Origin of the sequence: Neisseria bergeri (assembly GCA_003044455.1) — a bacterium.
In the GTDB taxonomy this organism is placed as follows: Bacteria; Pseudomonadota; Gammaproteobacteria; order Burkholderiales; family Neisseriaceae; genus Neisseria; species Neisseria bergeri.
This window is the reverse complement of record POWY01000005.1, coordinates 1-18,587: the sequence shown is the minus strand read 5'-3', so window position 1 is coordinate 18,587 and position 18,587 is coordinate 1. Positions and strand designations below refer to the sequence as shown.

At 49.8% G+C, this 18,587-nt stretch carries 20 protein-coding genes and 2 pseudogenes; 21 read left to right on the top strand and 1 reads right to left on the bottom strand.

Going from position 1 to position 18,587, the window contains the following annotated elements:
* The first annotated feature begins 10 nt into the window (after positions 1-10).
* The 19 genes and pseudogenes from DBY86_RS06505 to DBY86_RS06410 all read left to right on the top strand — a co-directional run bounded on the left by DBY86_RS06505 (position 11) and on the right by DBY86_RS06410 (position 16,517).
* Positions 11-682 carry a DUF3108 domain-containing protein gene (locus tag DBY86_RS06505; protein ID WP_107819364.1) on the top strand — a complete coding sequence of 224 codons (672 nt, stop codon included), beginning with the start codon at positions 11-13 and terminating at the stop codon, positions 680-682.
* A gap of 117 nt (positions 683-799) precedes the next feature.
* Complete coding sequence (locus DBY86_RS06500; RefSeq protein WP_107819363.1) at positions 800-1,222, top strand: OsmC family protein; 423 nt, start codon at positions 800-802, stop codon at positions 1,220-1,222.
* Positions 1,223-1,741: 519 nt separating this feature from the next.
* Positions 1,742-2,458, top strand: coding sequence for a GntR family transcriptional regulator (locus DBY86_RS06490; RefSeq protein WP_002212831.1), 717 nt, complete (start codon positions 1,742-1,744; stop codon positions 2,456-2,458).
* Between the two features lie 63 nt (positions 2,459-2,521).
* Entirely contained in the window at positions 2,522-2,659 is a 138-nt protein-coding gene (locus tag DBY86_RS13000) for a hypothetical protein (protein WP_159068557.1), read from the top strand.
* Between the two features lie 12 nt (positions 2,660-2,671).
* Positions 2,672-2,800: a hypothetical protein gene (locus DBY86_RS13950; protein ID WP_300905527.1), complete on the top strand. Its 129-nt coding sequence runs from the start codon at positions 2,672-2,674 to the stop codon at positions 2,798-2,800.
* Positions 2,801-2,906: 106 nt separating this feature from the next.
* Positions 2,907-3,435 (top strand): annotated as a pseudogene (locus DBY86_RS14120) (hypothetical protein); the annotation flags it as partial.
* An 8-nt stretch (positions 3,436-3,443) separates the two neighbouring features.
* Entirely contained in the window at positions 3,444-3,905 is a 462-nt protein-coding gene (locus DBY86_RS06480) for a hypothetical protein (protein ID WP_107819362.1), read from the top strand.
* 286 nt (positions 3,906-4,191) lie between these two features.
* On the top strand, positions 4,192-4,515 hold the full coding sequence (locus DBY86_RS06470; RefSeq protein WP_002222093.1) for a DUF6572 domain-containing protein: 324 nt from the start codon (positions 4,192-4,194) through the stop codon (positions 4,513-4,515).
* Between the two features lie 238 nt (positions 4,516-4,753).
* Positions 4,754-5,056, top strand: a complete 303-nt coding sequence (locus tag DBY86_RS06465) for a hypothetical protein (RefSeq protein ID WP_107819361.1) — start codon at positions 4,754-4,756, stop codon at positions 5,054-5,056.
* Positions 5,053-5,955 carry a LysO family transporter gene (locus tag DBY86_RS06460; protein WP_107819360.1) on the top strand — a complete coding sequence of 301 codons (903 nt, stop codon included), beginning with the start codon at positions 5,053-5,055 and terminating at the stop codon, positions 5,953-5,955. The genes DBY86_RS06465 and DBY86_RS06460 overlap by 4 nt, the downstream gene beginning before the upstream one ends.
* 42 nt (positions 5,956-5,997) lie before the next feature.
* Entirely contained in the window at positions 5,998-6,771 is a 774-nt protein-coding gene (locus DBY86_RS06455) for a DeoR/GlpR family DNA-binding transcription regulator (protein WP_107819359.1), read from the top strand.
* A gap of 111 nt (positions 6,772-6,882) precedes the next feature.
* Positions 6,883-8,571 carry a glutamine--tRNA ligase/YqeY domain fusion protein gene (locus DBY86_RS06450; protein ID WP_199901063.1) on the top strand — a complete coding sequence of 563 codons (1,689 nt, stop codon included), beginning with the start codon at positions 6,883-6,885 and terminating at the stop codon, positions 8,569-8,571.
* 92 nt (positions 8,572-8,663) lie between these two features.
* Positions 8,664-9,620, top strand: a complete 957-nt coding sequence (gene gshB, locus DBY86_RS06445) for a glutathione synthase (RefSeq protein WP_199901062.1) — start codon at positions 8,664-8,666, stop codon at positions 9,618-9,620.
* A 311-nt stretch (positions 9,621-9,931) separates the two neighbouring features.
* A complete protein-coding gene (locus DBY86_RS06435; RefSeq protein WP_002235063.1) occupies positions 9,932-10,315 on the top strand; it encodes a diacylglycerol kinase in 384 nt (127 codons plus the stop codon).
* A 136-nt stretch (positions 10,316-10,451) separates the two neighbouring features.
* On the top strand, positions 10,452-10,925 hold the full coding sequence (locus tag DBY86_RS06430; protein WP_107819355.1) for a copper chaperone PCu(A)C: 474 nt from the start codon (positions 10,452-10,454) through the stop codon (positions 10,923-10,925).
* 124 nt (positions 10,926-11,049) lie between these two features.
* The gene (gene mnmA, locus DBY86_RS06425) at positions 11,050-12,153 is read left to right on the top strand and encodes a tRNA 2-thiouridine(34) synthase MnmA (RefSeq protein ID WP_107819447.1); all 1,104 of its coding nucleotides are present in this window, start codon (positions 11,050-11,052) and stop codon (positions 12,151-12,153) included.
* A gap of 407 nt (positions 12,154-12,560) precedes the next feature.
* Positions 12,561-13,049 (top strand): Imm26 family immunity protein, encoded by a 489-nt coding sequence (locus DBY86_RS06420; protein ID WP_107819354.1) that lies wholly within the window; start codon positions 12,561-12,563, stop codon positions 13,047-13,049.
* A 51-nt stretch (positions 13,050-13,100) separates the two neighbouring features.
* The gene (locus tag DBY86_RS06415) at positions 13,101-14,771 is read left to right on the top strand and encodes an AMP-binding protein (protein ID WP_107819353.1); all 1,671 of its coding nucleotides are present in this window, start codon (positions 13,101-13,103) and stop codon (positions 14,769-14,771) included.
* A 111-nt stretch (positions 14,772-14,882) separates the two neighbouring features.
* Entirely contained in the window at positions 14,883-16,517 is a 1,635-nt protein-coding gene (locus DBY86_RS06410) for a CTP synthase (protein WP_107819352.1), read from the top strand.
* 231 nt (positions 16,518-16,748) lie between these two features.
* Here DBY86_RS06410 and DBY86_RS06405 read toward each other — a convergent pair whose 3' ends face one another.
* Entirely contained in the window at positions 16,749-17,462 is a 714-nt protein-coding gene (locus DBY86_RS06405) for a S24 family peptidase (protein WP_107819351.1), read from the bottom strand.
* 202 nt (positions 17,463-17,664) lie between these two features.
* Between DBY86_RS06405 and DBY86_RS06400 the strand changes: the two genes are divergently transcribed.
* The gene (locus tag DBY86_RS06400; protein ID WP_079453753.1) at positions 17,665-17,928 is read left to right on the top strand and encodes a helix-turn-helix domain-containing protein; all 264 of its coding nucleotides are present in this window, start codon (positions 17,665-17,667) and stop codon (positions 17,926-17,928) included.
* 43 nt (positions 17,929-17,971) lie between these two features.
* Positions 17,972-18,358, top strand: a pseudogene (locus DBY86_RS14115) (DNA-binding protein); the annotation flags it as partial.
* Positions 18,359-18,587 lie beyond the last annotated feature (229 nt).

Below are 18,587 nucleotides of genomic sequence, written 5' to 3'. Positions count from 1 at the left end.
GCGGGAGCAAATGATGCAGACTTTTAAAAATATATTTTCCGCCGCCATTTTGTCCGCCGCCCTGCCGTGCGCGTATGCGGCAGGGCTGCCCCAATCCGCCGTGCTGCATTATTCGGGCAGCTACGGCATTCCCGCCACGATGACATTTGAACGCAGCGGCAATGCTTACAAAATTGTTTCCACGATTAAAGTGCCGCTGTACAACATCCGTTTTGAGTCCGGCGGTACGGTTGCCGGCAATACCCTGCACCCCGCCTACTATAAAGACATACGCAGGGGCAAACTGTATGCGGAAGCCAAATTCGGCAACGGCAGCGTAACTTACGGCAAAGCGGGCGAGAGCAAAACCGAGCAAAGCCCCAAGGCTATGGATTTGTTCACGCTTGCCTGGCAGTTGGCGGCAAACGACGCGAAACTCCCTCAGGGGCTGAAAATTACCAACGGCAAAAAACTTTATTCCGTCGGCGGTTTGAATAAGGCGGGTACGGGAAAATACAGCATAGGCGGCGCGGAAACCGAGGTTGTCAAATATCAGGTGCGGCGCGGCGACGATACAGTAACGTATTTCTTCGCACCGTCCCTGAACAATATTCCGGCACAAATCGGCTATACCGACGACGGCAAAACCTATACGCTGAAGCTCAAATCGGTGCAGATCAACGGCCAGGCCGCCAAACTGTAAACCGGTTTTCGGGCGGTTTTTTGCCGTTTTGTCCATATTTCTGTATAAGCCGCTTGAAATTGTTTGCAACAACGCCATATGCAGGGCGGTTTTAACGCTATTTTCAGGAATGACACTATGCAGGTTACATCAAAATGGATAGACGGGATGTGTTTTGTCGGTACGACTGAAGGCGGGCACAGCGTCGTTATGGAGGGTTCGGCGGTGGAAGGTGCGGTCAGGCGCGGACCCAGCCCTTTGGAAATGCTGCTGTTGGGCGTGGCGGGCTGTTCGAGCATCGATGTGGTGATGATTGCCGAAAGACAGCGTCAGAAAGTGACTGACTGCCGTGCGACGGTAACGGCGAAACGGGCGGACGATGCACCGCGCGTGTTTACTGAAATCCACATCCATTTCAAGGTAATCGGGCACGATTTGAAAGAACAGGCCATCGGGCGCGCCGTGCAGATGTCTGCCGAAAAATACTGTTCGGCCTCGATTATGCTGGGCAAGGCGGCAAAGATTACCCACAGTTTTGAAATTGCCGGGGCGGAGAAATAGGCATCGGGCGGCATTATGGGGAAACGGCCGATGCCGTCTGAAGGAGGGGGGCGGCAGGCAAGCCGGAGGTGCATAAAAAAGCAGATATATTCGGACTGCACCTCCCGAATATATCTGCCTGCTGTTTCCTCTTTATTCAGCCTTTATAATACTTGGACTTGTCGGGGTATTGTGCAGGCTTGATTCCGGATTGTCAACAATTTTCGGTCAAATTTTAAATGCCGCGTTTTAAAATGATGCCCGCCTGCTTCTGCAGTAGGACGGAAGGCGGGTATCCCGTTATTTTAAGCCATATATTAATTTATTGAATTATAGTGGATTAAATTTAAACCAGTACGGCGTTGCCTCGCCTTGCCGTACTATCTGTACTGTCTGCGGCTTCGTCGCCTTGTCCTGATTTAAATTTAATCCACTATAAAATAAATTTGTGTAATACTTTGATTTCCCCGACACGATTTGAAACATAGCCGTCTTAAAACATCTTAAAAAATTTGAAAGCGTAAAAATACGGAAAACATCATGAACTTTGAAAACGACGACATTATCCATGCGCCGACCACGTCTTCCCTGATTCTCGAAGAGCGGCACGATTCGGAACTGTTCCGTGTTTACGCCCTGATTTTGGACGGCATTACTGATCAGGTGCTGCTGCCCGGCAAAAAGCTGACCGAATCCGAACTTTGCCGTCAGATGGTGTGTTCGCGCAACACCGTCCGCGGCGCGCTGTCGCTTTTGGCGCACGACAAGATTGTCGATTTGCAACCCAACAGGGGCGCGTTCGTCCACGTTCCCGATTTGAAAGAAATGCAGGATGTGTTCAATGCGCGCATCGAAATGGAGACGATGATTTTGAACATCCTCGCAGACCTGCCGGATTTGGAAACGCGCCTCAAGCCGCTTTATGCGATGATACGGCGCGAAGAAGAGGCTTCCGGCAGGGGCGACCGCGTCGGCTGGAACCGCCTGTCCAATGCCTTCCACGTCGAACTGGCGCGCCTGGTGGGCAACGATGTGCTGTTCGACATTATGAACACGCTGTGCGCGCGGTCATCCCTGATTGTCGCCGTGGCGGGCGTGCATCGCGAGGAAAAACACGCCATCAATACGCACACGCATTCCGAACACCGCGAAATCCTCGACCTGCTGCTGGCAGGCAGGCGCAACCGCGTGGTCAAAATCCTGCGCCGCCATTTGGGCAACTGTATGGAACGCTTGGAAAAGACTTTGGAAGATTGAATGCCTGATGGAGAGAAAACCGTCTGAATCAGATGTTCAGGCGGTTTTTTAATGGCGAACCTGATGCCGTCTGAAGCCGAAATGCGGTCCCGCAGTGGTCAGACGGCATCGACCCGCATTTTGCCGCAATCGGGGTATGGCTTCCCGAATGGGGCAAGGCATCGGATATGGCGTGCAGATGTTGCGGGCAGCCAGGCGTAAGGGCAGGGGAATATGGCATTTGATGCCGATGCGTTCCAATACGCGGGGCGCACATCGGGAACAACCCGCGTGCCGCACCAATCGTCGGTTTTCCGAACTAAGCCGTATCCCGCCATCCGAAAGGCGGGGTTCGACAGGTAAGGAAATATCAATTTATATTAATTTATCTGATGACATAAAAAGCTTTTTCGCCCGGTTGTTAAAAAGGTAGTTAAGAAAAGCAGTGAGCCTTTGATGGGGCGAGATAAGCGATCCCTTATTAGCGGGTGCGGGGGATATCCGTATCCCTGCAAACGGCAATGTTGCGAAGGGGGACAGGATTCCGGATACGGTGTTGGCGTCGAAGAATCATCAGAAGAATTATCAAAAGAATGATTTTGGTACGTCTAAAGGACAGGGAGTAGAGTCTTCTATACCTGTTCCTCAAGCTATCTCAATAAAAATTAAAAATCCAGATAAAACAGTTAGTGAAACTACTTATAAATCTAATCCTAAACATACTCCTGGTCAGTTAGGGTTTAAGTTTGATGCTGGTATTGAGCCAAAGAATTCAGTTCAATTAATTGAAAGCTCAGTACAAATTGGTAAACAGCGATTTGCAATTGATGATAAAGGACATATTCATCGTTATATGGGGGGGCGATAGGAAAAATGAACCTTGGCATTGGGTGGGTTCTACATCCGATAAGAAAAATCCCTTGTCCTTAACAAGTCAACAAAAAGCAGGAATTAAAAAAGCATACCCCGATCAATCAAAGAACAAGTTATTAAAATAAGGATTTATATGAATATTATTATGGACTCAACAAGAAAATTTGGGGTTTTATGGGAAGAAAACTCTGAATGTAATGGTTTTATTTATGGAAAAATTCAGATAATAATAGGAGAGAATATATATCCTAAGATATGCCCATATGGGTATTTTACATTAAATACAGTTTTTAACAGTTTTAAATCATCCTTTGAAGAGAAGTATTATGCAGGTGGAAACAATGGTTTGGATTTTGGAGAGCAACTGTTTGATATAGATAAATATAATTCTCTGGAATTATGTAATATATTTTCTATTGATACTGCATATATGAGTGGAGGGAGTAATTGTGAAATAGATTGTTTAGTATTAGAGATGGGATATTCTGGTGAGGAAGAGAGACTTTTTTATAGTTTTGACAATGGGAAAAACTTTAAAGAAATCAGGTATAAGAAAGGTACAGTTGAATCTGTTATTTTTCAATTGAATCTATAATATATTTTGAGACTGTACTAGATTAGCAGATATGTTACCCTCGAAACATGAAGATAATGTACTGAAGATTAAAGAAAAAATACAGAAAGAACTACTCCGCTTTTTTTGTGCTGGAAGTTACCGCCCGATATAAGGCTTCAATAACTGCGCCATTTACCAAAAATCAGAAAAAAGCTTTTCCTGAAATTGAAAGAACGGGAGCAACAGTGGTCGGTAAGGGAAAACCGGGCTATCCAAAGGAGACCAAAATTAAACCTACTAAAGTTACCACTGAAAGGAAAAGATAATGTCTATTTTGGAAGAGAACGTAATTGATTCAGCCTCTATTGAAAACGGAATACTCATATTAACTATTTCTGATCATTTAAAATGGGATAACGAGCATTTGTTTTTGTTGCAAGAAAAAATAAATTCATATATTCAATATATTGAATCAGGTCAAATTTTTGAAGATTTTGGAGAAAGTAGCTATGAGACTATTGAAATACAGCTTATATATAAATATAAACCAAATGAAAATTATAGAAAATTTTTATATCGCCTAGAAGGTGCTTTATTAAAACTTAAATTACGGTTTTCCCATGGAACTATCTCATATTTTTATAGTTGAAAAGTAAATACTCTCTTTATCACTTCGAGCCCAGGCAAGCCATAACTTATATAAATCCTAAAATTAAAAAGAAGCAAATCGTAACACGCGGCGCCATATCCCTTAAGTCATACTTATACTAAAATATATAAGTCTGAGGAATTTATGCTATGGTTAAGAAAGTAAATATTAGGATGTCAAAAAGCAGCTCGGTTTAAAACAAGGGCAAGCCCGCAAGGATTTGCAGAAAGGTTGAAGAATGTACCGCCCCGCAAAATTTACGCCCGCAGGAAAAGGCGGTTTTGCGGTTGCCTTGTGCGATATTCTCGAAGCCCTTGAAATGGCGGAAGGTATATTGATTTCGCCTGCGGATTTCTATTTTGAAGACCTGCGTCCGGCGTCTTTTTCCTTCGCGCTTGAAGAGGGGAGGACTCTTGGACGCGCTGCCTTTGAAGGAGTCGTAATGAAAATGAACAGTCCTTTTGCCCGCCGGTCAAACGGGTCGGTCAAAGAAGTGGCTCGTTCCGACGATGGGGCGCGATATATTGGAGGCAGTAGATGAACAGCTTAATTACATTGCTTTCGGTATTGGTACCGATGTTTGCCGGATTTTTTATCCGTGTTCCCAAGCCTTACCTGCCTGCTTTGGACAAGGTGCTGTCGATTTTGGTGTATGCCGTGCTGCTGCTGATCGGCGTATCGTTGTCGCGCGTGGAGGATTTGGGTTCGCGGTTGGGCGATATGGCGTTGACGGTTCTGTGGCTGTTTGTTTGTACGGTCGGGGCGAACCTGCTTGCCTTGGCAGTGTCGGGGAAGTTGTCCCCGTGGCGGATAAGGGGGAAAGGGAAGGGCGTTTCGGTCGGGGTGTCGGGCAGTGTGAGGCAGCTCGGATGCGTGCTGCTCGGATTCGCATTCGGAAAACTGATGCGCGATATTTGGATGCCGTCTGAAAACGCGGGTATGTACTGCCTGATGCTGCTGGTGTTCCTCATCGGCGTGCAGCTCAAAAGCGGCGGCGTGCCGTTGCGGCAGGTTTTGCTTAACCGGCGAGGCATTCGGCTTTCGGTCTGGTTTATGCTTTCATCCCTTTCGGGCGGATTGCTGTTTGCCGTTTCGACAGACGGCGTGTCGTGGGCGAAGGGTTTGGCGATGGCTTCCGGCTTCGGCTGGTATTCCCTCTCGGGTTTGGTAATGACCGAGGCTTACGGCGCGGTGTGGAGCAGCATCGCGCTGTTGAACGACTTGGCGCGCGAGTTGTTCGCGCTGGCATTTATCCCGCTGCTGATGAAGCGTTTTCCGGATGCGGCGGTGGGAATCGGAGGCGCGACCAGTATGGATTTCACATTGCCCGTGATTCAGGGTGCGGGCGGTTTGGAAGTCGTGCCGGTAGCGGTTAGCTTCGGCGTGGTGGTCAACATTGCCGCGCCGTTTTTGATGGTGTCGTTTTCCGCTTTGGGTTGAACGCGGTAAAATCGGCATCCCGATGCAAGGAGGCAGAAAACGATGAAACCGAAAATCCAAAGGCACGGAGAGGTTTTAAGCCTTGTCCGCCGGCATCAGTTTATGTCGGTGGACGAGCTTGCCGCCGCATTGGACGTTACCCCGCAGACGATACGCCGCGACATCCGCGAGTTGGAGGATGCCGGCAGTCTGAAACGCCATCACGGCGGTGCATCTTCGGGCGGAAACTTGCCGGAGGGGCTGCCTGCCAGCCGCCAAATTCAATGTCAAAACGAAAAAAACGCCATTGCCCGGCTGATTGCGGAACATATTCCCGACGAGTCATCGCTGTTTGTCAGTATCGGCACGACGATGGAAGCCGTGGCATCGGAGCTGGTGAGACGGCGCGGCAGCCTGCGGATTATTACCAACAATATCCACGTCGCCTCCATCGTTTCGGCGCGGACGGATTACACGGTCATCATCACTTCCGGAGTCGTCCGCCCTTTGGACGGCGGCATTACCGGCGTGGCAACCGTCGATTTTATCAACCAGTTCAAAGTCGATTATGCCGTGATGAGTACGCACGGCGTGGAGAGCGACGGTTCGCTTTTGGATTACGATTACAAGGAAGTCAGCGTCATGCAGGCGATGATAGCCAACGCGCGCGTCCGCTTCCTCGGCGTGGATCACAGCAAATTCCGCAGCAACGCGCTGGTCAGGCTCGGCGACATTACGGCATTTGACAAAGTATTTACCGACCGGCTGCCCGATACCGCGATGCAGAAGATGCTGAAAGAGGCGGGGGTGGAATGCCTGATTGCCGATGCCGTCTGAACGCTATGTCAAAGCGCGCAAGTCGGGTACAATAAACACATTCTCAAACCGCTTCAGACGGCATACGGAATCATGCCAATGCCGTCTGAAGCCATCCGTTCAAAGAAAACTATGCTCAATAAAGACCAATTCGCGGACAACCATTTCATCCGCACCATCATCGAAGAAGACCTCAAAAGCGGCAAACATACAGCCGTCCAAACCCGTTTCCCGCCCGAACCCAACGGCTACCTGCACATCGGACACGCCAAATCCATCTGCCTGAACTTTGGTTTGGCGTATATTTACGACGGCTTGTGCAATCTGCGTTTCGACGACACCAACCCCGAAAAAGAAAACGACGAATACGTCAACGCCATTAAAGAAGACGTCGAGTGGTTGGGCTTCCATTGGGCAGGCGAGTCGCGTTTCGCTTCCAACTATTTCGACCGGCTCTATGATTACGCCGTCGGTTTAATCCAAGACGGCAAAGCGTATGTCGATGATTTGACACCCGAAGAAATGCGCGAATACCGCGGCACGCTGACCGAAGCGGGCAAAAACAGCCCTTATCGCGACCGCAGTATCGAAGAAAACCTCGACCTGTTCACACGCATGAAAAACGGCGAATTTCCCGACGGCAGTAAAACCCTGCGCCTGAAAATCGACATGGCATCCGGCAACATCAATATGCGCGACCCCGTCATCTACCGCATCCGCCGCGCCCATCACCACAACACCGGCGACAAATGGTGCATCTACCCGATGTACGACTACACGCATTGCATTTCCGATGCCATCGAAGGCATCACGCATTCCTTGTGTACGCTCGAATTTGAAGCCCACCGCCCGCTTTACGATTGGGTGTTGGACAACATTCCTGCGCCGCACGCCACCCGTCCGCGCCAATACGAGTTTTCCCGTTTGGAGCTTTTGTACACCATTACCTCCAAACGGAAATTGAATCAGTTGGTTGTGGAAAAACACGTTTCCGGCTGGGACGATCCGCGTATGCCGACCATTTCCGGTATGCGCCGCCGCGGCTACACGCCCGAAGGGCTGCGCCTGTTTGCCAAACGCGCCGGTATTTCCAAATCTGAAAACATCGTCGATATGAGCGTGTTGGAAGGCGCGATTCGCGAAGAGCTGGAAAACTCCGCCCCGCGCCTGATGGCGGTGTTGAACCCGCTCAAAGTTACCCTGACCAACTTTGAAGCCGGTAAAACCCAAAGCCGCCATGCCGCGTTCCATCCGAACCACGAGGAAATGGGCGATCGCGAAGTACCTGTTTCACAAACCATTTACATCGAAGCCGACGACTTTGCCGAAAATCCGCCCAAAGGATTCAAACGCCTGACTCCGGGCGGCGAAGTGCGCTTGCGCCACGGCTATGTCATCAAGTGCGATGAAGTCGTCAAAGACGCGGCAGGCAAGGTGCTTGAACTCAAGTGCAGCATCGACCACGACACTTTGGGCAAAAATCCTGAAGGCAGAAAAGTCAAAGGCGTGATTCACTGGGTTTCCGCCGAACATGCCGCCGAAATCAAAGTCCGCCTGTACGACCGCCTCTTTACCGTCGAGCGTCCCGATGCCGTGCGCGGCGAAGACGGCGAATACCTGCCGTTTACCGATTTCCTTAATCCTGAATCCATCAAGGAAATCACTGCCTACGCCGAACCTGCCGCAAAAGATTTGCCGGCAGAAAGCCGCTGGCAGTTCGAGCGCATCGGCTATTTTGTTACCGACCGCAAAGACCACAGCAAAGACACGCCGGTGTTTAACCGCACGGTAACGCTGAAAGATTCTTGGCAGCCTAAGTAAAACCTCATCCTTGCCGTCTGAATATTGTTCGGACGGCATTTCTCCTTTATCCGCGAAACGCGGCACATTCGGCACACCGGAAAGGAAATATGATGAAAGTCCTCTTTATCGCCGACCCGATGGCAAGTTTCAAAACCTATAAAGACACCACCTACGCGATGATGCGCGAAATGGCAAAACGCGGCTGGCGGCTGTTTCATACATTGAGCGGGGAATTGTCTGTAAACGGCGGTTTGGTAACGGCGCAGGCATCGGCATTTGAATTTTTGGGTGCAAAAAACGATGATGATCATGCGTGGTTCAAATCCGCAGACAAAGTTCAGACGGCATTGAAAGCATTTGATGCCGTGATTATGCGTACCGATCCGCCGTTCGATATGCAATACCTCTACGCCACCCAATTACTGACGCTGGCGGAGCAGCAGGGCGCGAAAGTGTTCAACAGCGGACAGGCGATGCGCGACTTCAATGAAAAACTGGCGATTTTGAATTTCAGCCGGTTTACCGCGCCCACGCTGGTAACGACCCGTTCCGCCGATGTCCGCGCATTTTTGAAAGAACACGGCGACATCATCGTCAAACCGCTCGACGGTATGGGCGGTATGGGCATCTTCCGCCTGACCGAAAAAGACCCTAACATTGGCAGCATCCTCGAAACCCTGATGCGGCTTGATTCCCGCACCATTATGGCGCAACGCTACATTCCCGAAATCGTACACGGCGACAAACGCATCCTGATTATCGGTGGAGAAGTCGTCCCCTATGCTTTGGCGCGTATTCCTCAAAACGGCGAAACACGCGGCAATCTGGCGGCAGGCGGGCGCGGCGTGGCGCAGGAATTGGGCGGACGCGACCGCGAAATCGCCGAAACGCTCGCCCCCGAACTCAAACGGCGAGGCATCCTGCTGGCCGGTTTGGACGTTATCGGCAGCAACCTGACCGAAGTCAACGTGACCAGCCCGACCGGATTCCAAGAAATTATGAAACAAAAAGGTTTCGATGTGGCGGCAATGTTTGCCAATGCCGTTGCCGCGTGGTCGGTACGTTAAACCGATGCCGTCTGAAAGGCTTTTGCTTCACAACCGCCTGGTTTGATCGGGCAGGCAGGGTTTTCCCTCAGCCGGCAGGGATGCGCTTAATGCCGTACGGACACCCCGCCGCCCCGTTTTCAGACGGCATATATAGTGGATTAACAAAAATCAGGACAAGGCGACGAAGCCGCAGACAGTACAAATAGTACGGAACCGATTCACTTGGTGCTTCAGCACCTTAGAGAATCGTTCTCTTTGAGCTAAGGCGAGGCAACGCCGTACTGGTTTTTGTTAATCCACTATATTGAGGACATTTTGAAAGGATACCGATGGAACCTTCCTCCTACGCGGCAGAAAAAAAAGGCAAAGGCGGCATCAGGCGCGTCATTAACGCATTCGGCTATTCGATAGACGGCATCGCCGCCGCCTACCGTTACGAAGCGGCATTCCGTCAGGTTTTGTGGCTGAACGCGCTGCTGGTGTGTGCGGCATTTTTTTGGGTTTCTGAAACCGCCGTCCGCCTGCCGTTGATTATCGCGTCTTTTGTGTCGGTCATTGTCGAACTGTTCAACACCGCCGTCGAAGCCGCCGTCGATCATACTTCGACCGAAAAACACGAGCTGGCCAAACGCGCCAAAGATGCAGGTTCTGCCGCACAATTGTTCGCGATGCTGATGTTGGCGGCGGTTTGGCTGTCTGCCCTGTTCGGGTAAAACGCTTGCAGCAGGATTTGTAATCCTTTAGGATTAGTATGTAGTATTTATTATTCGCTTAATCTATATCAAATTTCCGAACGGTATTTGTTTGTAAGATGAGCGCATCCTCGTTTGACATTTAAGGAGTAGAAAGATGAAAAAATTATTGGCAGCCGTGATGATGGCAGGTTTTGCAGGCGCGGTTTCCGCCGCCGGAGTCCACGTCGAGGACGGCTGGGCGCGCACCACCGTCGAAGGTATGAAAATGGGCGGCGCGTTCATGAAAATCCACAACGACGAAGCCAAACAAGACTTTTTGCTCGGCGGAAGCAGTCCTGTTGCCGACCGCGTCGAAGTGCATACCCACATCAACGACAACGGCGTGATGCGTATGCGCGAAGTCGAAGGCGGCGTGCCTTTGGAGGCGAAATCCGTTACCGAACTCAAACCCGGCAGCTATCACGTGATGTTTATGGGTTTGAAAAAACAACTGAAAGAGGGCGACAAGATTCCCGTTACCCTGAAATTTAAAAACGCCAAAGCGCAAACCGTCCAACTGGAAGTCAAAACCGCGCCGATGCCGGCAATGGACCACGGTCATCACCACGGCGAAGCGCATCAGCACTAATCTGCTGAAAATATTTGAAATGCCGTCTGAAAAAGCCCGGGCTTTCAGACGGCATTTTTATGCCCGCCTTTAAAATGTGTTAAAATCCGCCTTTAAAAACCGCCGTTTCCAAGCCATCCTGCGTATGAGTACGACATCAAACCCCTCCAATATCATCGTCGGGCTTTCCGGCGGTGTCGATTCTTCCGTAACCGCCGCCCTGCTCAAGCAGCAGGGTTATCAAGTGCGCGGTGTGTTTATGCAGAACTGGGAAGACGACGACAACGACGAATATTGCAGCATCAAACAGGATTCGTTCGATGCCATCGCCGTTGCCGATATTGTCGGCATCGATATCGATATCGTTAATTTCGCCGCGCAATATAAAGACAAAGTTTTTGCTTATTTTCTAAAGGAATACAGTGCGGGGCGCACGCCGAATCCCGATGTGTTGTGCAACGCCGAAATCAAATTCAAATGCTTTTTGGACTACGCCGTAGGGCAGGGCGCGGATACCATTGCCACCGGACACTATGCGCGCAAAGAAGTCCGCAACGGCGTGCATTACCTGCTCAAAGGTTTGGATCGAAGCAAAGACCAAAGCTATTTCCTCTACCGCCTCAAGCCTTTCCAACTCGAACGCGCGATTTTTCCGTTGGGCGGTTTGGAAAAACCCGAAGTGCGCCGCCTTGCTGCCGAGTTCAAACTGCCGACCGCCGCCAAAAAAGACAGCACGGGCATCTGTTTCATCGGCGAGCGTCCGTTCCGCGAGTTCCTGCAAAAATACCTGCCGACCGACAACGGCAAAATGGTTACGCCCGAAGGGAAAACCGTCGGCGAACACGTTGGGCTGATGTTTTACACATTGGGCCAGCGCAAAGGATTGGGCATCGGCGGCGCGGGCGAACCGTGGTTTGTTGCGGCTAAAGATTTGACGAAAAACGAACTGATTGTCGTGCAAGGACACGACCATCCGCTGCTCTATACCCGCAGCCTTGTGATGAACGATTTGAGTTTCACGCTGCCCGAACGTCCGAAGGCAGGACGCTATACTTGCAAAACGCGTTACCGTATGGCGGACGCGCCTTGCGAATTGAGCTATTTGGATGATGAAACGGTCGAGCTGGTGTTTGACGAACCTCAATGGGCGGTTACGCCGGGCCAGTCCGCCGTGCTGTACGACGGCGACATCTGCTTGGGCGGCGGCATCATCCAATCAACCGACAAGCCTGTCATCATCACGCGATAAAGGTAATGCCGTCTGAAACGGTTTTCAGGCGGCATAGTTCCGCTCAATTCCACTTTGACGCTACTCCATCATTTCTGACTACCTCGGCACGCCCATAGAGGCGTATGACGAGGAAGGACGGCGTGTTTGGGCTCGAGAGCTAGACATCTAGGGGTTGGTTAAATATATTGTTTATCAAGCACCAGAACTCGATGCAACTGGGAATCCTACAGGAAAAATCTACACTGGTAGAACGAGTGGGGCTGATGAGATGTCAGTGCGTCAAATTTTATCTAAAAGGAAAAGAGGGCATCACCGAAAAAACAGAAGCATCATATTGAGAATTGGGAAACTCAAACAAGCGAAGAGATCGAAACGGGACTACTCGATGATAATTTATCAAATAAATCACATTAAAAATAATCAATATGGATAAGAGTGTAAAAAAATACGGAAAAATCTATGAAATCTCGCTCCCAAATGGGAAATTTGCTTACATATGTAGGGTGAGGCAATACGAGTTTGGTATTTTTGATTATCTCTCGGAAAAGACAGCCAATATGGATGAGCTTCTTTCTGTTGGGTTTAAGACTTATAAAGCCTGTATAGAAACAGCCATAAGAAAGAAGATTTGGAAACTGATAGGGCAAGTTGATTTAGAGAAAGAAAATATAATATATCCAGATTTAGCGATTTTCTTATCATACAATAAAGAACTTTTTATTAGACAATCAAGAGTAATAAGAAACGGAAATTCTTTGGTAGTTTCTCAAAAAGATTATATAGACTTACTAAAGCGAGGGTATATATATGGTTTCTTTGACGATTACAAAATCTTTGAACTCTGGCTGTCTAGTAATGTGGAAAATTATCCAGAAAGTGAAGGCATATTTCCTTTGCCATCTCAGTATTTATAGGGGCAACGGTCTATGTCGCTGGAAAATGAAACTATTGAAAGACCGATACCTATGGAAAAAATCTGGTTAGACAGTTATGAACAGGGCGTGAATGCCGAAATCGACATTACGCAATACAATTCCATCAGCGATGTATTCCGCCAAAGCGTGGAAAAATTTGCCAGGCTGCCCGCTTTTCAAAATATGGGCAAAACGCTCACTTATGCCGAAACCGGCAAACTGGCAACAGATTTCGCCTCTTATCTGCAAAACGTCCTCAAGCTGCCGCGCGGCGAACGTGTTGCCATTATGATGCCGAACGTATTGCAATATCCGATTGCCCTTTTCGGTATTTTGCAGGCAGGTTTGGTAGCGGTGAACACCAATCCGCTCTATACGCCGCGCGAGTTGGAGCATCAGTTGAAAGACAGCGGCGCGACCGCCATCATCGTTTTGGAAAATTTCGCCAACACGCTGGAGCTGGTGCTGCCGCGCACGCAGATCAAATACGTCATCGTCGCCTCCGTCGGCGAAATGTTCGGACTGCTTAAAGGTTCGCTGATGAATTTCGTCATCCGGAAAATCAAGAAAATGGTGCCCGAATACCGTATTCGGGAAACCGTTTCCTTTCAGACGGCATTGAAAGAGGGGGCGAAGCACGTTTTCCAAGCGGTCGCATTAAACCGCGAAGATACCGCGCTGTTGCAATACACGGGCGGCACGACAGGCGTTGCCAAAGGCGCGGTGTTGAGCCACGGCAACATCTGCGCCAATATGCTTCAGGCAAAAGAATGGATTAAAAACCAATTGCGAGAGGGCAAAGAAACCGTTATCGCCGCCTTGCCGCTGTACCATATTTTCGCCTTAACCGTGAATCTGATGATTTTTGCCAATGCCGGCTCGAAAATCATCCTGATTACCAACCCGCGCGATATGAAAGGCTTTATCGGCGAACTGAAAAAACAGCAGGTTAACGTATTTATCGGCGTGAACACGCTGTTTAACGCGATGGTCAACCGGCCTGATTTTGCCGAAGTCGATTTTTCAGGATTGCGGCTGACTTTGGGCGGCGGTATGGCGACCCAAAAAGCCGTTGCCGAAAAATGGAAAAAAATCACCGGTACGCCCATCGTCGAAGCCTACGGTTTGACCGAAGCCAGCCCTGGCGTGTGCTGCAACCCCTTAAACATCGAATCATACAGCGGCAGCATCGGTTTGCCCGTCTCGTCCACCGAAGTAGAATTGCGCGACGCAAACGGCAAAGAAGTTTCCGTCGGGCAGCCGGGCGAATTGTGGGTAAAAGGCCCTCAAGTGATGCAAGGCTACTGGAACCGCCCCGAAGAAACCGCTAAAGCCATAGACGCGCGCGGCTTTTTGGAAACCGGCGATATTGCCGTGATGGACGAAAAAGGCTGGTTGAAGCTGGTCGATCGCAAAAAAGACCTCGTCGTCGTTTCCGGATTCAATGTTTATCCGAACGAAATCGAGGAAGTCATCGCGCATCACGGCAAAGTGATGGAAGTCGCCTGTATCGGCGTTCCCGACGAAAAAACCGGCGAGGCACTCAAAGTATTCGTCGTCAAAAAAGACCCGTCATTGACCAAAGAAGAACTTATCGCCTTTTGCCGCACCGAATTAACCGCATATAAAGTACCGAAAAATATCGAATTCCGCGACGAGTTGCCCAAGTCCAACGTCGGCAAAATCCTGCGCCGCGAGTTGCGCCAAAGTACCGGGAAATAAAGAAAAGATGCCGTCTGAAAACAGCCGTCCACCGTTCAGACGGCATCCGTCCGTTTGCCAGAACCGCGCGCTTCAAGTTAAAATCGCACATTCCAATATGGGTATTCCATCATGACCAAATTCATTTTCGTAACCGGCGGCGTTGTCTCCTCACTGGGTAAAGGTATCGCCGCCGCTTCTATTGCCGCCATCCTCGAATCGCGCGGCTTGAACGTTACCATGCTCAAGCTCGATCCTTATATCAACGTCGATCCCGGCACGATGAGCCCGTTCCAACACGGCGAAGTGTTCGTAACCGACGACGGCGCGGAAACCGACCTCGACTTGGGACACTACGAACGTTTCATCGATTCCACGATGACCCGCCGCAACAGCTTCAGCACGGGGCAGGTGTACGAAAACGTCATCGCCAAAGAACGACGGGGCGACTACCTCGGCGGCACGGTTCAAGTCATCCCGCACATTACCGACGAAATCAAACGCCGCATCCACGAAGGCGCGGCAGGTTACGATGTCGCCATCGTCGAAATCGGCGGCACGGTCGGCGACATCGAATCGCTGCCGTTTTTGGAAGCCATCCGCCAGATGCGAAGCCAGTTGGGACGCAGCAACACCCTGTTCGCCCACTTGAGCTACGTCCCCTACATCGCCGCCGCAGGCGAAATCAAAACCAAGCCGACCCAGCACACCGTTAAAGAAATGTTGAGCATCGGTTTGCAACCCGACATCCTGATTTGCCGTATGGACAGGATAATGCCTGCGGACGAACGCCGCAAAATCGCCTTGTTCTGCAACGTGGAAGAACGCGCGATTGTCGGCAGCTACGATGTGGACAGCATCTACGAATGCCCCGAAATGCTGCACGACCAAGGCATCGACAACATCATTACCGAGCAATTGCAGCTTAACGTGCAACAGGCAGATTTGACCGCATGGAAAAAAATCGTCCACGCCATCCAAAACCCGAAACACACCGTCAAAATCGCCATGGTCGGCAAATACGTCGATTTGACCGAATCCTACAAATCATTGATTGAAGCCTTGAAACACGCAGGTATTCACACTGAAACCGACGTACAAATCACCTTTGTTGACAGCGAAAGCATCGAGAAAAACAACGGCGACGTTTCTATGCTCAAAGATATGGATGCCATCCTCGTTCCCGGCGGTTTCGGTTCGCGCGGTGTGGAAGGCAAAATCGCCGCCGTGCGCTACGCCCGTGAAAACAACGTGCCATATTTGGGTATCTGCCTCGGTATGCAGATTGCGCTGATTGAATACGCCCGCGACGTGGCAGGTTTGAAAGGTGCGAATTCTACCGAGTTCGACCTCAAATGCGCCGCCCCCGTCGTCGCCCTGATTGACGAATGGCAAACCGCCGACGGCAGCGTCGAAACCCGCGACGAATCCGCCGATTTGGGCGGCACCATGCGTTTGGGCGCGCAAGAAGTCGAATTGAAAGCAGGCAGCCTCGCCGCCAAAATCTACGGTAGCGGACATATCCGCGAACGCCACCGCCACCGCTACGAAGTCAACAACAACTATGTTCCTCAGTTGGAAAAAGCAGGCTTGGTCATCGGCGGTGTATCTGCCGGACGCGAACGCTTGGTCGAAACCATCGAGCTGCCGAACCACCCTTGGTTCTTCGCCTGTCAGTTCCATCCCGAATTCACTTCCAACCCGCGCAAAGGGCATCCTTTGTTCACCGCGTTTGTCAAAGCCGCGTTGAACAATAAAAAAGCCTGATAAAGCTTTACTTGATAATCAAAATGCCTGTGGGGGACTGTTAGTTTTTGCACAAGGAACAAATAGAGTAAAAAAACGCTGAAATCTTCGGAAGACGTGGATTTCGGCGTTTTTTTGTATCCAGAAAAGTTACGCCAGCTTTTTCACAAAACCGCGCTGGAATGCGCGGTTTTTTGTTGAAAGCTGACGGGATTGGGAATTTTTTAAAACTATTTTAAGAGGGTTTTAAAATCAGTTTACGGTACGACCGAACCATTCTACCCGGCCGATGATGGCTGTATCGGTGTTGTCGGCTGTGAGGTCGATTTCAAAAGGTTCGTAGAGGGGATTGGCGGATTTGACCAAGAGCCGTCCAGGCAGGCGTTGGATGTTTTTGACGAACAGGTCGTTTCCTATGCGTAGGACGTACAGGCCGTCGCGCGGCTCGGTTTCGGCGTGGTTGATTAGGATGTTGTCGCCGTGGTTCAGGATGCCTTCCATGCTGTCGCCTTTAACGGCGATTACAGAAAGCTTGTCTGTCTGCCGGGTAACGTAGTTTTCTATCCAGTATCTCCGGAAAGCCATGCAGAATAATGGTTTTTCATCATTCACTGCTTGTCCATGCCCTGCCGCCGCTTCAACGTTGTATCGCGGGATAAAGACAAACTCACGCAGATCAACCGGATTGCCCAAGGTATCCACCGCGCCTGAGCCGGTATTGGATACCGGGAAGGCTCCAACGTTTTCCGGTCTTGATTTGTCAGCAAACGGCAAACCTTTGCCGGTCAGTAACCAGTTTAAATCACAGCCGGTAACTTCTTGAATTTTTATAAGTGTTTCAGCTTTTGGCAAACCATCTTTAGCAAATACCTTATTCAGTCCCATGTAGGACATATCTATCTTGGAGGCTATATCCTCCAATGTCGAATCCGGCCATAAAAGCTGAAGTCTGCTTTTAAAAGTCATGTGTTTCTCTCTAACAAAAAGACTAACCAAAAAACCTTCCCTTTTGGTTAGAAATAATCTTAATCAAAAACAAAAGTTTATAAAATAATCGCCATTTGTCTGTAAATTGACTAACCAAAAGGGTTTACAACTATCCTTTTGGTTAGTATTATTCGTTTCGCTAAGTCAAATGACTTAGCAAACAAACCCAAAAGGAATGTGTATGGAAACCTTAAAAGAAAGATTAATGGTAAAAATTGAAGATGCGGAAAGACAAAAACAAGATTGGCATCGTGCGGAAATTGTGGCAGCAGTTCGTAAACGCGGGAAAACAATTACTGCACTATCAATCGAATCCGGGTTAAGCGCGAATACATTAAAAAGCGCGTTGCAATTTAAATATCCAAAAGGCGAACGGATTATTTCAGACTTTCTCGGCATTCCACCTCAAGAGATTTGGCCTAGCCGTTATCCCAAACAGGTTTAACTTACTCAAAAGAGTAAACAAAAGTTTATATCAGGAGCAGTAAATGAGCAACACCATATCCTTAGAGGAGCTGAAAAATTTAAGTTTGCCCTGTCTTCCCAAGAACCTAGAAAGCATTAGATATCGTGCCAAAACGCAGGACTGGCCGTACATCGAAGAAGCTGGCAAAGCGCGTGGAGGCCGTCTGAAAAAATACTTAATCGCTTCCCTCCCTGCCGAAATCCGAGCAGCCATCATGAAACGGCAGTCGGACGAGCTGGCGGAGAAGATGCCGAAAATGCTGCCCCAAGTCAGACCGGGGACGGCGATGTCGGCTCAAGCACTGGCTGAAGCGGCAAAGCTGTTGAACGAGAAACAACGGTCGGTGGCGGATGCGCGATGTGCGGTGGTGGCGGCGGTATTGGGGATTAAATATCAATACGGTTGCTCTTGTATATTGGAATCACCGTATCATAGCAACAAACCGCCCGGCCGCCACCCGCGCCCACCCAAGGCAGACAACCGTTGCGTAGCACAGGGAGGGCAGGGCAATCCATCGACACAACCGGACAGTTGCCAGACAATACAACCGAATGCAAGGCAGGTTTATGATGAGTACCCAATACAACTGTGCAGGTATCGACATCGCCAAACGAAACTTCGTCATCGCCGTTTCGTCT

Excerpts from the sequence above, each read along its gene's own strand:
- DBY86_RS06505 (WP_107819364.1), top strand. The coding sequence starts at position 11 with ATGATGCAGACTTTTAAAAATATATTTTCCGCCGCCATTTTGTCCGCC.
- DBY86_RS06500 (WP_107819363.1), top strand. The coding sequence starts at position 800 with ATGCAGGTTACATCAAAATGGATAGACGGGATGTGTTTTGTCGGTACG.
- DBY86_RS06490 (WP_002212831.1), top strand. The coding sequence starts at position 1,742 with ATGAACTTTGAAAACGACGACATTATCCATGCGCCGACCACGTCTTCC.
- DBY86_RS13000 (WP_159068557.1), top strand. The coding sequence starts at position 2,522 with ATGCCGTCTGAAGCCGAAATGCGGTCCCGCAGTGGTCAGACGGCATCG.
- DBY86_RS13950 (WP_300905527.1), top strand. The coding sequence starts at position 2,672 with ATGGCATTTGATGCCGATGCGTTCCAATACGCGGGGCGCACATCGGGA.
- DBY86_RS06480 (WP_107819362.1), top strand. The coding sequence starts at position 3,444 with ATGAATATTATTATGGACTCAACAAGAAAATTTGGGGTTTTATGGGAA.
- DBY86_RS06470 (WP_002222093.1), top strand. The coding sequence starts at position 4,192 with ATGTCTATTTTGGAAGAGAACGTAATTGATTCAGCCTCTATTGAAAAC.
- DBY86_RS06465 (WP_107819361.1), top strand. The coding sequence starts at position 4,754 with ATGTACCGCCCCGCAAAATTTACGCCCGCAGGAAAAGGCGGTTTTGCG.
- DBY86_RS06460 (WP_107819360.1), top strand. The coding sequence starts at position 5,053 with ATGAACAGCTTAATTACATTGCTTTCGGTATTGGTACCGATGTTTGCC.
- DBY86_RS06455 (WP_107819359.1), top strand. The coding sequence starts at position 5,998 with ATGAAACCGAAAATCCAAAGGCACGGAGAGGTTTTAAGCCTTGTCCGC.
- DBY86_RS06450 (WP_199901063.1), top strand. The coding sequence starts at position 6,883 with ATGCTCAATAAAGACCAATTCGCGGACAACCATTTCATCCGCACCATC.
- gshB (WP_199901062.1), top strand. The coding sequence starts at position 8,664 with ATGAAAGTCCTCTTTATCGCCGACCCGATGGCAAGTTTCAAAACCTAT.
- DBY86_RS06435 (WP_002235063.1), top strand. The coding sequence starts at position 9,932 with ATGGAACCTTCCTCCTACGCGGCAGAAAAAAAAGGCAAAGGCGGCATC.
- DBY86_RS06430 (WP_107819355.1), top strand. The coding sequence starts at position 10,452 with ATGAAAAAATTATTGGCAGCCGTGATGATGGCAGGTTTTGCAGGCGCG.
- mnmA (WP_107819447.1), top strand. The coding sequence starts at position 11,050 with ATGAGTACGACATCAAACCCCTCCAATATCATCGTCGGGCTTTCCGGC.
- DBY86_RS06420 (WP_107819354.1), top strand. The coding sequence starts at position 12,561 with ATGGATAAGAGTGTAAAAAAATACGGAAAAATCTATGAAATCTCGCTC.
- DBY86_RS06415 (WP_107819353.1), top strand. The coding sequence starts at position 13,101 with ATGGAAAAAATCTGGTTAGACAGTTATGAACAGGGCGTGAATGCCGAA.
- DBY86_RS06410 (WP_107819352.1), top strand. The coding sequence starts at position 14,883 with ATGACCAAATTCATTTTCGTAACCGGCGGCGTTGTCTCCTCACTGGGT.
- DBY86_RS06405 (WP_107819351.1), bottom strand. The coding sequence starts at position 17,462 with ATGACTTTTAAAAGCAGACTTCAGCTTTTATGGCCGGATTCGACATTG.
- DBY86_RS06400 (WP_079453753.1), top strand. The coding sequence starts at position 17,665 with ATGGAAACCTTAAAAGAAAGATTAATGGTAAAAATTGAAGATGCGGAA.